Here is a 12944-nt window from a genome sequence, read left to right as displayed (position 1 = left end):
CTCAGCTTCTAGCCTGATAACTGGTCAAAGGAGCTCACCATGGGATTCACCACACCGAACCTGCCAGCGGTTGAACCCGAATCATTCCTGCGGCAACCGCTGATGGAGCGCATCAGGATCCTCGCCCTCAAGTGGGTGGAGCACGGGTATGGCGTCCCGCGAATGGTCCACACCATCTACATCGCCAAGCTGGTGTTCTTCTACTCGCTCGGTGGCATCGTGATCGCCACCGTCACGTCCGGTCTGCCGGCGTTCTGGCATGTGTCGCAGTGGTGGGACCAGCCGATCGTGTACGAGAAGACGGTTCTGTGGACCGTGCTGCTGGAGCTCATCGGCCTCGCCGGATCCTGGGGCCCGCTGGCCGGCAAGACCAAGCCGATGACCGGGGGTTATCGCTTCTGGGCCCGGCCCAACACCATCCGGTTACGGCCGTGGCGGTGGGTTCCCTTCACCGCTGGCAACCGCCGAACCTGGTTCGACATCGCCGTGTATGCGGCCCTCATGGTCAGCGTGGCGGTACCGCTGGTGCTTCCCGGTGTGCACAGCGACTCGCTGTCGTCCGTGCTGCCGTCCAACACGTCCGGCCTGGTGAATCCGGCACTGTTGATCGCGCCCATCGTGCTGCTGGTGGTTATCGGCCTGCGGGACAAGACCATTTTTCTGGCGGCGCGGGGCGAGCAATACCTGCCGGCGTTGGTCTTCTTCGCCGCCCTTCCTTTCGTCGACATGGTCATCGCGCTGAAACTGCTGATCTTCACGGTGTGGTTCTGGGCCGGCATCTCCAAATTCGGGTTGCACTTCACCAACGTCGTTCCGCCGATGGTCAGCAACAGTCCGGCCTTGCCGTTCAAGTGGCTGAAGCGGGCGCACTACCGCAACTTCCCGCACGACCTGCTGCCATCGCACGTCGCCAGCTTCATGGCGCACGGTCCAGGCACCGTGGTCGAGATCATCGCGCCGTTGGCTCTGCTGCTGTCACCGTGGCCGTGGCTGACGATCATCGCGGCCGGGATCATGGTGGCGTTCCACCTGTTCATCATCTCCACCTTCCCGTTGGCGGTGCCGGTGGAATGGAATGCGCTGTTCGCCTACGCGACGATCTTCTTGTTCTGGGGCTTCCCCAACTGGGAGGGCTACGGCATCGGCGACATGTCGTCGCCGTGGCTGACCGTCGTGATCTTCGCCGCCTTGTGCTTCTTCCCGGTACTCGGCAACCTGCGCCCGGACCTGGTGTCCTTCCTGCCCGCCATGCGGCAGTACGCGGGCAACTGGGCGTCGGCCACATGGGCGTTCGCGCCGGGAGCTGAGGAGAAACTGAACAAGGTGACCCGGTCGGCCGGAAACCAGGTCGCCCAGTTGATCGATTACGGCTATGAACCGAGGGAAGCCGAGATCTTCGCGCAGCAGACCATCGCGTGGCGGGCAATGCACAGTCAGGGCCGCGGACTGTTCTCCGTGTTGTTGAAGAATATTCCCGATATAGACCACAGAACGGTGCGCGAGGCGGAGGTCGTGTGTAACACGTTGATCGGGTTCAATTTCGGTGACGGCCATCTGCACAACGAAGACCTGATCCAAGCCGTGCAGGACGAGGCCCAGTTCGAGCCCGGCGAACTCATCGTGGTTTGGGTTGAGGCGCAGCCGATCCACCGCAGGGTTCAGCACTACAAGGTCATCGACCCGGCGCTGGGTGTGATCGAGCGCGGCACCTGGAACGTCGAGGACGCGGTGACGGAGCAGCCGTGGCTGCCCAACGGCCCGATCCCGTTGAACGTGACCTGGACCCGACCGGCGACAGGACAGAGTAAGGGCCCCATCGGGCAGCCCGCATGAGTACCGCCGTGGTGGTCGGCAGTGGGCCCAACGGTCTCGCCGCCGCCGTCGCCCTCGCGCGAGATGGCGTTGCCGTGACGGTCTTGGAGGCCACCGACGAGATCGGCGGCGGGGCTCGCTCCGGCGAGGCGATCCTGCCCGGGCTCCTACACGATCACTGCTCGGCGTTTCACCCGATGGCGGTCGGCTCAACGTTTCTGAACAGCCTCGACCTGGACCGCTACGGCCTGAAGTGGCGGTGGCCGGAAATCGACTGCGCACATCCGCTCGACAACGGGGATGCCGGTGTGCTGCGCCGCTCACTCGATGAGACGGTCGCCGGGCTCGGCCGCGACGGGTCGCGTTGGCGGGCCGTGTTCGGTACACCGTCCGCGCGCTTCGATGCACTCGCGCAGGACATCATGGGCCCGCTGCTGCGCGTGCCATCACATCCGTTGACACTGGCCCGGTTTGGTGCGCCCACGGTGCTGCCCGCCTCAATGTTCGCCCGGCTCTTCCGTACCGAACGTGCGCGGGCGCTGTTCGGCGGCGTCGCCGCGCACACCTTCCGGCCGCTGCACTTTCCGATGACCTCGGCGATCGGCCTGGGGATCATCACGGCCGGCCACCGTTATGGCTGGCCGGTCGCCGCGGGCGGATCGCAATCGATCAGCACCGCGCTGGCCTCGCTGCTTGGCGATCTCGGCGGCAAGATCGAGACCGAAGTACGGGTGCAATCGGCAGCGCAACTGCCGCCGGCCGACGTGACCATGTTCGACCTCGCGCCAGGGGCCGTCGTCGACATCCTCGGCGACCGGTTGCCACGCAGGGTGGCCCGCGGCTATCGGCGTTTCCGGTACGGGCCGGGTGCCTTCAAGGTCGACTTCGCGGTCGAGGGCGGCGTGCCGTGGACGAACGCCGACGCCCATCGAGCGGGCACAGTGCATCTCGGCGGCGGTTACGACGAGATCGCGGCCACCGAACGCGACATTCACGCCGGACGCATGCCCGACCGGCCGTTCGTTCTCGTCGGTCAGCAGTATCTGGCCGACCCCGGGCGCTCGGTTGGAAGCACCCACCCGGTGTGGACCTATGCGCATGTGCCACACGGCTACACCGGCGATGCCACCCAGGCGATCATCGGCCAGATCGAACGTTTCGCCCCTGGGTTCCGGGACCGCGTCGTCGGGCAGGCGGTCCGATCAACGACGGACATTGCGGAACACAACGCCAACTACGTCGGCGGCGACATCGTGACCGGGGCCAAGGACGTCCGGCAGTTGGTGTTCGGTCCGCGGACCACCCTGAACCCGTATCGAATAGGCATTCCCGGCATGTACATCTGCTCGGCCGCCACCCCGCCCGGCCCGGGCGCACACGGAATGTGCGGCGCCAACGCGGCGGCGGAGGCGCTGACTTACCTGCAGGCTTAGGGTTTCGTCATGCCCGTTGCAGGCGGCGGACCGAACGTAGCTGCTGGCCGTTGCGCCCGGGGGCAAAGAGAGGAATGACGAGGGCGGCAACGCCGACGATGACGGCCATCACCAGGTATGACGAGTTGTTGGCCTCCACGAACGCGGTCTTGCCGACCTCGGCCAGCTGCTCCCCTTGCGGGCCAAGCCGGTCGGCCACCGAAAGGGCTTGCGCCAACGACTCGGATGCCGGACCGCGTACGGGTTCCGGAAATGCACTCAGCCCCGCCGCGACGTGATGGCTGTAGCTGCCCGCAAGTATCGAGCCGGCCATCGCGATGCCCAGCGCGCCGCCGACCTCCCGAGTGGCGTCGTTGACCGCCGACGCAACGCCTTGCTTCTCGTTGGGCGCCGCCGTCATGATGGCCGATGTCGTTGGCGCCGTGCATAATCCGAAGCCGGAACTGATCACGAGTAGCGGCCACAGCACGTCGAGGTACGACGAGTCGGGCTGCAGCGTGCGCATGCACAAAAAGCCGACTGACACCAGCACCATGCTTGCGAACACCACTGCGCGCAGCCCGACCTTTGGCAGGTACCAGGACGACAGCGTCGAGAATGTCAGCAACGGCACCGCGAGTGGCGCCAGCGCGATCGCGGTCGCCAACGCGGTATAGCCCATCACCTGCTGGACGAACTGCGTGACGAGGTAGAAGAGGGCGAAGGTGCCGAGAAACACCATCGTGATCGCCGCGGCACCGGTGCCGAAGTGTGGGTCGAGGAACAGGCGGATATCGAGTAGCGGTTGCCGCCGCCGCAGTTCGATGAACCCGAAGACCACCGCGAGCACGACGCCGGCGATCATGCAGCCGTACACGCGCGGGTCTGTCCATCCGTGGGCCGGGGCTTCGAGGATGCCGAACACGAACACCGCGACCGCCGCGCCGATCGTCACCGAGCCCGGCCAGTCCAGCGGTGGAGCATCGCCCTCTCGGGACTCGGCAATGGTCAGCGTCAACAGGAACAACAGCACGCCAATGCTGGCGAGCGCCCAGAAGATCGACTGCCATTCCCAGAACCGCAGCAGCAGACCGGTGCCGATCAAGCCGAAGACCCCGCCGGAACCGGCAACGCCCGCCCAGATGCCAACCGCCTTGGTGCGCGCCTCGGCCGGGTACACCACGGTCAGCAACGACAGTGTCGCGGGCATCACGAACGCCGCGCCGGCGCCGGCCAACGCCCGGGCGGCGATGATCTGCACCGGGCTGTCGTAGACCAGCGGCGCAAACGACGCTGCCGCGAAGATGGCCAGTCCGACCAGCAAGGCGGTCCGCCGACCGTAGCGGTCACCGATCGCACCCGCCGGCAGCAGCAGGCAGGCCAGCAGGAGCGTGTAGCTGTCGACGATCCAGGTCAGTTGGGTCTGGGTCGCCGTCGTGGAGACGGCGATGTCGGCCAGTGCGGTATTCAGCGCGACCATCGATGCGATGACCAGCGCCACGCCGGCACAAGCGACGAACAGGGTCCAGCCGCGTCGCACCGCTGACCCGCCGGCGAAGGCACCGGTACCGGGGTCGGTCTGTACGGCGGCATCCGTCATTGCGCGTCTCCTTGGGATCGGTCAGAACGAGACTAACAGTCTCGTTTCCCGCCGAAGGGAACCGCGAAACACGGCCGCGGCGCTGTGCCGCTCAGGGCAGGGCGCCGAAGAGCGGACTCAGCACCACTCCAAGGGGATCCTGCGGCGGCGGTGGCAGCGGCGCTGGTGGAGGCGGTGTCGGCACCGGCTCCGCAACCGGCGACGGGGCGAGTGGCTCCGGCGAGACCTCGACCGGCGCGGACGGCTCTTCGACAATTTCTGGTGGTGGCGGTGGCACCGCAATGTCAACAGGCGGCATCGCCGGTGGCGCCTGCGGCGGCGCCCGAGCAGCAAGTGGGTCGAGCGCCTGAACCGGCGGCGGCGCAGCGGGCGGCGGCGGCGCAGCGGGCGGCGGCGGAACGGAGTAGTCGGTGGTCGGCGTCACGGACTTATCGGCAGCCGGCGGATTGTCGGCCGCCCTGAAGTCGGTCATCGCGGCGGGCTGTGCGTCTGCCGCGCACAGCGCAATCACCATGCTTACCGAACCGGCGACCACCAGGCTCGATGCGCGAGTGTGCGACGTGAACCATGACCGGCCGGCCAGGGGCTTGTTGCTGGACCGTTCCTCGTCGTCCGCCAACGTCAGCGCCGCACCGCGCGCGAGAGCCAACTGGTCCTCGCCTGAGGAAAGAACCGGCATCGGCAGGGCCGCGTCCAGCAAGCCGGCAACCTCGTCAAGGTCGTTGCGTGAGCCGACCAGGAACAGGACTTCGGGCTGCTCACCGTTGCGATCGAATACCGCGGTGAGCCAGTCGCTCAGGCCATCGGCGCCGTCGCGGGTATGGGTGGCGGCTGTCTGCACCGCGCCATCACCGGCACCGACGGTCAGCACGGTCACCGCCGCGGGCCCGATGATGCACACCGCCGGCTTTTCGTACCCCAGATCGCGCGGGACGCCCCGCGCCCACGTTTTGGTCGCCTGCGACAACGGCACCCCGACGACATAGTCGAATTCGGAGTGGGCCAGAAATTCAAGCAGCCGGGTAGCTTCCGTTTCGACGTCATCGCTCCACGTCACGCCGATCGAGTGCACCGGGTGGCCGCTGGCCGCCGCGATCGCCTGCGCTCCCCGCACTGCCGCCGCAAGCTGAGAGGCGCAGCCGGCGACGTCCCCCTCGTCGACGTGCACATCGAATGCATCGTGGTCGAGGCTGTCCCCGTCGGCGTTTGCGCCGTCAACCAGGACCCAGCCAATACTGGTCGTCGTGAACGACAATCCCAGTACCGTCGTCATCGCGGCCCCCCTAGCCACTGAGCCTAGTTGCGGCCTTTATCGGCCTGTTGACCAAGGTTGTTACCGCGGCTCGACGCGGTTGTCACATCCTTGGGTCGTTGTGCGACATATCAGCATGAACACAACGAGCGCACGCAGGCTCACACGCATCCTCGGTGCTGTGGTGGCAATGGCCGGCGCATTGCCCGTCGCCCTGGTCGGTCTGCCGGCTGCCGGTGCAGCTCCATGCCCAGATGTTGAGATCGTGTTCGCCCGCGGCACCACCGAGCCACCTGGTGTCGGCGGGATCGGACAGGCCTTCGTCGACTCGCTTCGTTCACAACTCGGCGGGCGTTCCGTCGGGGTATACGCGGTCAATTACCCGGCCAGCAGGGACTTCGTGACCAGCACGCCGGCCGGTCGCGATGATGCGAGCGCCCACATTCAGTCGATGGCGGTGAACTGCCCGAACACCAGGATGGTGCTCGGCGGATACTCCCAAGGCGCCGCCGTCATCGATCTGGCCACCTCGGCACTGCCACCCCAGGTCGCCGATCACGTCGCTGCGGCCGCCATCTTCGGGGGTCCGAGAAGTACCTTTGCGGACACCCTGTCTCCAGGCCCGCTGCCCGCGACCGGCCCGCTCTTCGTCGCCAAGACCATCGACCTGTGCGTCCCCAACGACCCGATCTGCTTCCAAGGGGGCTGGGACATGCGGGCGCACGGCGCCTATGTCCGGTCGGGGATGGTCAACCAGGCCGCTGCCTTTGCCGCGAGTCGCCTCTAGCAATATGGGGTATCCCATGCCCGCACCGATGTGTCAGCATCGGAGTGCAGGCAAAGGGTCGGGATGACGCGATGCGGAGAGTGCAGTTGAAAGTCGTCAAGCTGCTTGGTGCGGCAGTGGTAGCCAGCTGGGCAGCGCTAATGGGCATGCCCGTCCCGCATGCGTCCGCCCAGCCGTGTCCCGACGTCGAGGTGATATTCGCCCGCGGCACTGGCGAGCCACCCGGTGTTGGCGGGGTAGGACAGGCATTCGTCGACGCGCTGCGCTCGCAGGCTGGCGGCAGGTCGGTCGGGGTGTATGCGGTGAACTACCCGGCCAGCGCCGATTTTGGCAACGGGATTCAGTTCGCCTTGACCATCGTCGACGGGCTCAGGGACGCCGGTGCGCACGTCGAGTCCACGGCGGCCGGTTGCCCGAACACCAGGATGGTGATCGGCGGATTCTCGCAAGGCGCGGTCATCGCGGGTTTCCTCACCTCGGCCGAAATCCCCCCGGAGATACCTGCTGAGTACGTCTCATTAGTACCCCAGCCAGTGCCGCCGGAGGTGGCCGACCACGTCGCCGCCGTCGCGCTCTTCGGACGGCCTTCGGATCAGTTCCTGCGCCAGGTCGGGGCGCCGCCGCTGAGGATCGGCCCGTTGTATGCGGACAAGACGATCGACCTGTGCGCGCCCGGTGACACCATCTGCGACGGCTCTCCCCCTGGTGGGCCCACCGTCGCGCACGGGATTTACCCGGTAAACGGGATGGTCAACGAGGCCGCAACTTTCGCCGCGAGTCGCCTCTAGAGGCCCTGGTTCGGCCTAGATCCCCAGTACGATCGGCCAGGTCGAACGAGAGGGAGTTCAATGGCGGTGCTGACTCCTCAGCACGACGACTTTCCACGGTGGTACCAAGATGTGCTGACCAAGGCGAAGCTGGCCGAGAACGGTCCAGCGCGCGGAACGATGGTCATCCGGCCGAACGGCTACGCGATCTGGGAGCGCATGCAGGGGGAGATCGATCGACGGATCAAGGCCGCGGGGGCCCAAAACGCTTACTTCCCTTTGCTTATCCCGATGGACTTCTTCGAGCGTGAGGCGGAGCATGTCGAGGGGTTCAGTCCTGAGCTTGCCGTCGTAACCCACGGCGGAGGCAAGGAGCTGGCCGAGCCGCTGGCCATCCGCCCTACCAGTGAAGCCGTCATCGGCGAGTACATGGCCAAATGGGTCGACAGCTATCGCGACTTACCGTTGCTTCTCAATCAGTGGTCCAACGTCGTCCGGTGGGAACTGCGGCCGCGAATCTTCCTGCGCACCACGGAGTTTCTGTGGCAGGAAGGCCACACCGCACACGCCACAGAATCCGACGCCCGGCAGTATGCCCGCAGGATCCTGCACGACGTCTACCTAGATTTTATGCATAGCGTTCTCGCCATGCCCGTGATCGTTGGCCGCAAGACCGCCAGGGAGCGGTTCGCAGGCGCGGCGAACACCATGACCTGTGAAGGCATCATGCGCGACGGCAAGGCGCTGCAGATGGCCACGTCGCACGAACTTGGCCAGCGGTTCAGCCGCGCCTTCAACATCACCTACTCCAGCGCCGAGGGCTCGACCGAGTTGTGCTGGACCACCTCATGGGGCGCGTCGACCCGGATGCTGGGCGGCCTGATCATGGGCCACGGCGATGACTTCGGGCTCGTCGTGCCGCCGGCGCTGGCACCGGTCCAAGTCGTCGTCGTGGTGGTCAAAGAAACGGCTGGCACCGATGGTGCGGTCACCCGCGCCGCCGCGGACCTGGTTAAGGAGCTCAAGGGGGTGAGTGGCATTCGAGTAAGACTGGACGACAACGTTTCTCAGGGCTTCGGCTGGCGGGCCACCGAGTGGGATTTGCAGGGCGTGCCGATCCGGGTAGAACTCGGTCCCCGCGATCTCGCCGCCAACGCGGCGCTACTCTACCGGCGGGACACCCGCGAGAAGAACTCGGTGAGGCTTGACACCGTCGTCGACGAGGTACAGCGGCTGACCGGCCGCATTCAGGCCGACATGCTCGAAGCGGCGACCGCTCGCCGTGACGGGTTCATTTCCGACTGCACGACGCTCGACCAGGCGCGTGAAGCCGCGCAGACGGGCGTCGCCCGACTGCCGTGGGAGTTGGTCGGCCTCGCTGGCGAAGAGGACCTTGCCACCAGTGGCCTCACAGTGCGGTGCCTACAGCACAGAGACGGATCACTGCCCGAGACCGAGGACGACTCTGGCGTTCTCACCTACGTCGCCCGGGCCTACTGAATGCCGTGGACAGGTAGGCGTCGCCAGATTCGCATGAGGGGGTTCTATGGACGCGTGGCTTGATTCAACCGTGCAGCGGATCGGCGACTGGCTCGTCGAAGCCGCACGTTGGGTGGGCTCGATTCCTGATGGCGTCATCGGTGCCGTAATCGGCGTCATTGCGATGCAGATCGTCACATCAGTCAGTACCTACCGGCGCCGTCGAGACGAATATCGGGCACCTCAGCGCGCGGCGATCGCGGCACTTCTCGCGGCGGCGAACGGATTACGAGTCAGCATTACCGAGACCCGAAATGACCTTGTCAGCCGCCTAATCGGCGTCGACCAAGCACTTGAGCTCGCATTCCTCACCGTGGTCGATGGACCCTGCTACGACCAACTCGTAGCCGCCGAGAAGCCATACGAGACGCTGAAGAAGATCGCGGACAATCCACTCCAATCGAGTACCGACAAAGACTCTGAGTCCGAGGGTTTCAGGCAGAAGGTGAGCACAGCGTCGAACGACCTCGACGCCGAACTGGGCTACCTCGTCGAGCTCGCCCAGAAGCGCCTGCGTACATCGCGGCGACGCTTGTCGAAAAAACCGACGGTCACGAGAACCCCCAGAGGCACGCCATCAATCGAGAACGCCGATGAAGACGACGTCGAAAAGGTTGATGATGTATCGCCACCACCTCCGGACAGTGAAGCCGCGCAAGAGGAATCGGCTAAGAGTCGACCGGAGTATGGCCAGAAGCGAGTCCTCGCTACGTCGATCAAGCGGGGTGACCGCGTCTTCTGGACCAAGGAGGGAGTCGATTTGATGCTGGTCGTAGGGACCGTTACGCCAGCGACAGAGGATGGGATGCCATGCCTGAGCTTTAGTGGCATGACGTATGCGTTGAGCCCAGGCGCGGACGAAGAAGCAGTCTCAGGAGCCGAGCGTGGGCAGGCCGACTGGACGATTCCCGAAAGCCATATGGTGTGGAAATCGGTGCCGTGGGCGGACGCTGATCACGGAAAGCCGTGATATCGCACGTGCAGAGTGGGCGGTTTGCGGAACACCAGGCCTCGCGGGGCATTGCCGTGGTCGGGGTCGAGTCGCAGCCCGGGCAGTCGGTCAAGGAGTCGACCGACCGCAATCGTGGTTTCGGTCATAGCGAGCTGTGCACCGAGGCAGAAGTGCGATCCCTGCGCGAATGCAACGTTGAAACCGGCATTGGCACGGCGGACGTCGAACCGGTCGGGGTCGGTGAACACGGCCGGATCCCGGTTGGCGCCGGCGATCGATACGGTGACCAGGTCACCACGCCGGATCTGCGCACCCCCGAGTTCGACATCGCGGGTGGCGTATCGGTCGACGACCGCGGCCGCCGGCTCCAACCGGATCGATTCCTCGACCGCGTTCCGCAACAGATCGGCGCTGCCACGCACGAGCGCGAGCGCCTCCGGGTCATCGAGTAGGTGCCGGACCGCGTTGACGATCATGCCCTCGGTGGTGTCGACACCGCCGAACATCAGCACCGCCGCGTTCGACACGACCTCGTCCCGGCTCAGCCCTTCCGACGTGCGCATTGCCTCCGTCAGGACCGATGGTTCTTCGGTATTGCCGATGGTGCGCAGCACGGCGGCCCGCAGCTGGCCAAACGCGTCCGCGCCCGCCGCAGTGACCGGCCGTCCCGCGGTCACCTCCGACACCGCCGCCACAATCGCCGCGTACCAGGACAACACGGTGTCGGCGTGGACACCGCTCAGCCCGAGGGCGTCGGTGATCACCGCGACCGCGAGCGGACCGGCGAACTCGCGCCGGAGCTCGGCGCCGCCAGCCGGTTGGATCGCGGAGATCAACGTATCCGCCTCGGCCTCGATGAACCGGGTGAATCTTTCCCGCACCTGCGCTGGGCGGAACGGATGTGCGAACGGTTCGCGATGCCGCGCGTGCTCCGCGCCGTCAAGCGAGAGCATGCTCGGGCCGACCACCCGCGAAGTGGAGAACCGGGGGTTGTCGACGGTGAAGGTGACGGGATCACGCATTACCCGCACCGCGAGGTCGTACCGGGTCACCAGCCACGCTCCGAGCACCGGAAGCCACGACACCGGCTCAGCCGCCCGCAGCCGCGCCAGGAGTGGGTGCGGGTCCTCGTCCAGCTCGCACAGCGTCGCGCCCCGCCCAATTGGGAACTTCTCGATAATCACTATCTACCACGGCTCCGCCCTCAGCGAGTGCATGTGTTGAACATGCACGATATGCTTATGCCATGCCTACAATGGTTCAGATCCGCAACGTACCTGACGAACTTCTCCACGAACTGAAGACCCGGGCAGCGGCACAGCGGATGAGCCTCAGCGATTTCCTGCTTGCCCGGCTTGGCGAAATCGCGGAAGAACCAGCCCTCGACGACGTTCTCGATCGGCTCGCGGCGTTGCCGCGTCGGGACCTCGGCGCTCACGCTGCTGAACTTGTTGGCGAGGCTCGATCCGAGTGATTGTGTTGGATGCCTCGGCGGCCGTCGAGCTCGTCCTCGCGACGCGGCCGGGTGCGGCGGTGGCCCGGCGCTTGCGGGGCGAGACGGTGCATGCCCCTGCCCACTTCGACGTCGAGGTGATCGGGGCGATACGTCGAGCGGTCGTGCGCCGGCTGATCAGCGATCATGAAGGACTCGTCGCGGTTGCCGACATCCTGAGCCTGCCGGTTCGGCGTTGGCCTATAAAGCCATTCGCCCAACGCGCCTACCAACTGCGGACCACTCATGCCGTGGCCGATGGAGTGTACGTCGCCCTCGCCGAGGGCTTCCCTGCGCCGCTCATCACTTGCGATGGGCGACTCGCCCAATCCCATGGCCATGATGCAGAGATCGAGCTCGTCGCCTGATCATGCAGCGTTGCGGGTGGCCGCCGAGACGCAAATCGGCGCAGGTCAGGCTCTATTTCTATCGGTCGGGCTGACAGGATTTGAACCTGCGACCCCTACACCCCCAGTGTAGTGCGCTACCAAACTGCGCCACAGCCCGGTGCCCACCGGCACCGCCGGCAGCAGGACGAAACTCTACCGCAGACCGCGACGTCAGAGCGTCAGCAGCCGGTAGAGCCCGATCAGGCCGACCACGACGATCACCGCCCGCAACGCGTTCGGCGACAACCGACGGCCGTAATGCGCCCCGAGGAATCCGCCCACCAACGAGCCGACGGCGATGAGACCCGCCGCCGCCCAACTGATTCGGTCGAACGCGACCAGTGTGTAGGCAACCGCGGCAACGACGTTCACCACCAGCGCCAGCAGGTTCTTGGCGGCGTTCATCCGCTGCATGTCCTCCGGCAGCAGCGCACCCATCGCTCCCAGCAGCAGGATGCCCTGCGCTGCGGTGAAGTACCCGCCGTAGATACCGATGGCGAACGTGGCGAACACCAACGCCGCCATCCGGCGGGGTGACACATGCTCGGCCGAGCGGCCGGCGTCTTCGGCCCGGCGGCGCGCCCACTCCTGGATCCGTGGGCCGAACACCACCAGGATCAGCGCCGCGACCAGTAGCACCGGCACCACCTGGGCGAAGACCTGCTCCGGCAGGTGCAGCAGTAGGAACGCGCCCAGTGCGGCGCCGACGAACGACGCCGGGATCTGCCAGCGCAGCCGGTGTCCCTGGCCCCGCAGCTCCCGCCGATATCCCCAGGTGCCCGACACGCTGCCCGCGACCAGGCCGATCGCGTTCGACATCGTCGAAGTCACCGGTGGGTACCCCAACGCCACCAGCGTCGGGAACGTCACCAGGGTGCCCGACCCGACGACGGCGTTGATGGCACCGGCCGCGACGCCCGCCAACGCGATCAGGATCATGTC

At 66.2% G+C, this 12944-nt stretch carries 12 protein-coding genes and 1 tRNA gene; 8 read left to right on the top strand and 5 right to left on the bottom strand.

The window, feature by feature from the left end:
• Positions 1–39 precede the first annotated feature (39 nt).
• Both ACRDU5_RS11670 and ACRDU5_RS11665 read left to right on the top strand, forming a co-directional pair.
• Entirely contained in the window at positions 40–1833 is a 1794-nt protein-coding gene (locus ACRDU5_RS11670; protein ID WP_526614672.1) for a DUF3556 domain-containing protein, read from the top strand.
• Positions 1830–3245, top strand: coding sequence for a phytoene desaturase family protein (locus ACRDU5_RS11665; protein ID WP_526614671.1), 1416 nt, complete (start codon positions 1830–1832; stop codon positions 3243–3245). Before ACRDU5_RS11670 ends, ACRDU5_RS11665 begins: the two co-directional genes overlap by 4 nt.
• A 7-nt stretch (positions 3246–3252) precedes the next feature.
• Here ACRDU5_RS11665 and ACRDU5_RS11660 read toward each other — a convergent pair whose 3' ends face one another.
• Positions 3253–4824, bottom strand: coding sequence for an MFS transporter (locus ACRDU5_RS11660; RefSeq protein ID WP_526614670.1), 1572 nt, complete (start codon positions 4822–4824; stop codon positions 3253–3255).
• A gap of 91 nt (positions 4825–4915) precedes the next feature.
• Positions 4916–6097 (bottom strand): DUF7159 family protein, encoded by a 1182-nt coding sequence (locus ACRDU5_RS11655; RefSeq protein WP_526614669.1) that lies wholly within the window; start codon positions 6095–6097, stop codon positions 4916–4918.
• A 115-nt stretch (positions 6098–6212) separates the two neighbouring features.
• Between ACRDU5_RS11655 and ACRDU5_RS11650 the strand changes: the two genes are divergently transcribed.
• The 4 genes from ACRDU5_RS11650 (at position 6213) to ACRDU5_RS11635 (ending at position 10139) form a co-directional block, all read left to right on the top strand.
• Positions 6213–6863: a cutinase family protein gene (locus tag ACRDU5_RS11650; RefSeq protein WP_526614668.1), complete on the top strand. Its 651-nt coding sequence runs from the start codon at positions 6213–6215 to the stop codon at positions 6861–6863.
• 71 nt (positions 6864–6934) lie between these two features.
• The gene (locus tag ACRDU5_RS11645; protein ID WP_526614667.1) at positions 6935–7651 is read left to right on the top strand and encodes a cutinase family protein; all 717 of its coding nucleotides are present in this window, start codon (positions 6935–6937) and stop codon (positions 7649–7651) included.
• Positions 7652–7711: 60 nt separating this feature from the next.
• On the top strand, positions 7712–9130 hold the full coding sequence (proS, locus tag ACRDU5_RS11640) for a proline--tRNA ligase (protein ID WP_526614665.1): 1419 nt from the start codon (positions 7712–7714) through the stop codon (positions 9128–9130).
• A gap of 46 nt (positions 9131–9176) precedes the next feature.
• Positions 9177–10139, top strand: coding sequence for a hypothetical protein (locus ACRDU5_RS11635; RefSeq protein WP_526614664.1), 963 nt, complete (start codon positions 9177–9179; stop codon positions 10137–10139).
• Here ACRDU5_RS11635 and ACRDU5_RS11630 read toward each other — a convergent pair.
• Positions 10124–11305 carry a cytochrome P450 gene (locus tag ACRDU5_RS11630; protein ID WP_526614663.1) on the bottom strand — a complete coding sequence of 394 codons (1182 nt, stop codon included), beginning with the start codon at positions 11303–11305 and terminating at the stop codon, positions 10124–10126. The genes ACRDU5_RS11635 and ACRDU5_RS11630 overlap by 16 nt on opposite strands.
• A gap of 62 nt (positions 11306–11367) precedes the next feature.
• Here ACRDU5_RS11630 and ACRDU5_RS11625 point away from each other — a divergent pair, with 62 nt between their 5' ends.
• Positions 11368–11595, top strand: a complete 228-nt coding sequence (locus ACRDU5_RS11625; protein ID WP_526614662.1) for a FitA-like ribbon-helix-helix domain-containing protein — start codon at positions 11368–11370, stop codon at positions 11593–11595.
• Positions 11592–11981, top strand: a complete 390-nt coding sequence (locus tag ACRDU5_RS11620; protein ID WP_526614660.1) for a type II toxin-antitoxin system VapC family toxin — start codon at positions 11592–11594, stop codon at positions 11979–11981. Before ACRDU5_RS11625 ends, ACRDU5_RS11620 begins: the two co-directional genes overlap by 4 nt.
• Positions 11982–12046: 65 nt before the next feature.
• On the opposite strand, the gene ACRDU5_RS11615 is transcribed toward ACRDU5_RS11620, so the two are convergent.
• Both ACRDU5_RS11615 and ACRDU5_RS11610 read right to left on the bottom strand, forming a co-directional pair.
• Positions 12047–12120: transfer RNA gene (locus ACRDU5_RS11615), tRNA-Pro, on the bottom strand.
• 53 nt (positions 12121–12173) lie between these two features.
• Positions 12174–12941, bottom strand: coding sequence for a sulfite exporter TauE/SafE family protein (locus ACRDU5_RS11610; protein WP_526614747.1), 768 nt, complete (start codon positions 12939–12941; stop codon positions 12174–12176).
• Positions 12942–12944 lie beyond the last annotated feature (3 nt).

It is taken from the genome of Mycobacterium sp., assembly GCF_050701515.1.
In the GTDB taxonomy this organism is placed as follows: Bacteria; Actinomycetota; Actinomycetes; order Mycobacteriales; family Mycobacteriaceae; genus Mycobacterium.
This window is presented reverse-complemented; position numbering and strand designations above follow the sequence as displayed.

What these genes read in the sequence shown, in the direction of transcription:
- ACRDU5_RS11670 (WP_526614672.1), top strand. Translation starts at nt 40, where the DNA reads ATGGGATTCACCACACCGAACCTGCCAGCGGTTGAACCCGAATCATTC.
- ACRDU5_RS11665 (WP_526614671.1), top strand. Translation starts at nt 1,830, where the DNA reads ATGAGTACCGCCGTGGTGGTCGGCAGTGGGCCCAACGGTCTCGCCGCC.
- ACRDU5_RS11660 (WP_526614670.1), bottom strand. Translation starts at nt 4,824, where the DNA reads ATGACGGATGCCGCCGTACAGACCGACCCCGGTACCGGTGCCTTCGCC.
- ACRDU5_RS11655 (WP_526614669.1), bottom strand. Translation starts at nt 6,097, where the DNA reads ATGACGACGGTACTGGGATTGTCGTTCACGACGACCAGTATTGGCTGG.
- ACRDU5_RS11650 (WP_526614668.1), top strand. Translation starts at nt 6,213, where the DNA reads ATGAACACAACGAGCGCACGCAGGCTCACACGCATCCTCGGTGCTGTG.
- ACRDU5_RS11645 (WP_526614667.1), top strand. Translation starts at nt 6,935, where the DNA reads ATGCGGAGAGTGCAGTTGAAAGTCGTCAAGCTGCTTGGTGCGGCAGTG.
- proS (WP_526614665.1), top strand. Translation starts at nt 7,712, where the DNA reads ATGGCGGTGCTGACTCCTCAGCACGACGACTTTCCACGGTGGTACCAA.
- ACRDU5_RS11635 (WP_526614664.1), top strand. Translation starts at nt 9,177, where the DNA reads ATGGACGCGTGGCTTGATTCAACCGTGCAGCGGATCGGCGACTGGCTC.
- ACRDU5_RS11625 (WP_526614662.1), top strand. Translation starts at nt 11,368, where the DNA reads ATGCCTACAATGGTTCAGATCCGCAACGTACCTGACGAACTTCTCCAC.
- ACRDU5_RS11610 (WP_526614747.1), bottom strand. Translation starts at nt 12,941, where the DNA reads ATGATCCTGATCGCGTTGGCGGGCGTCGCGGCCGGTGCCATCAACGCC.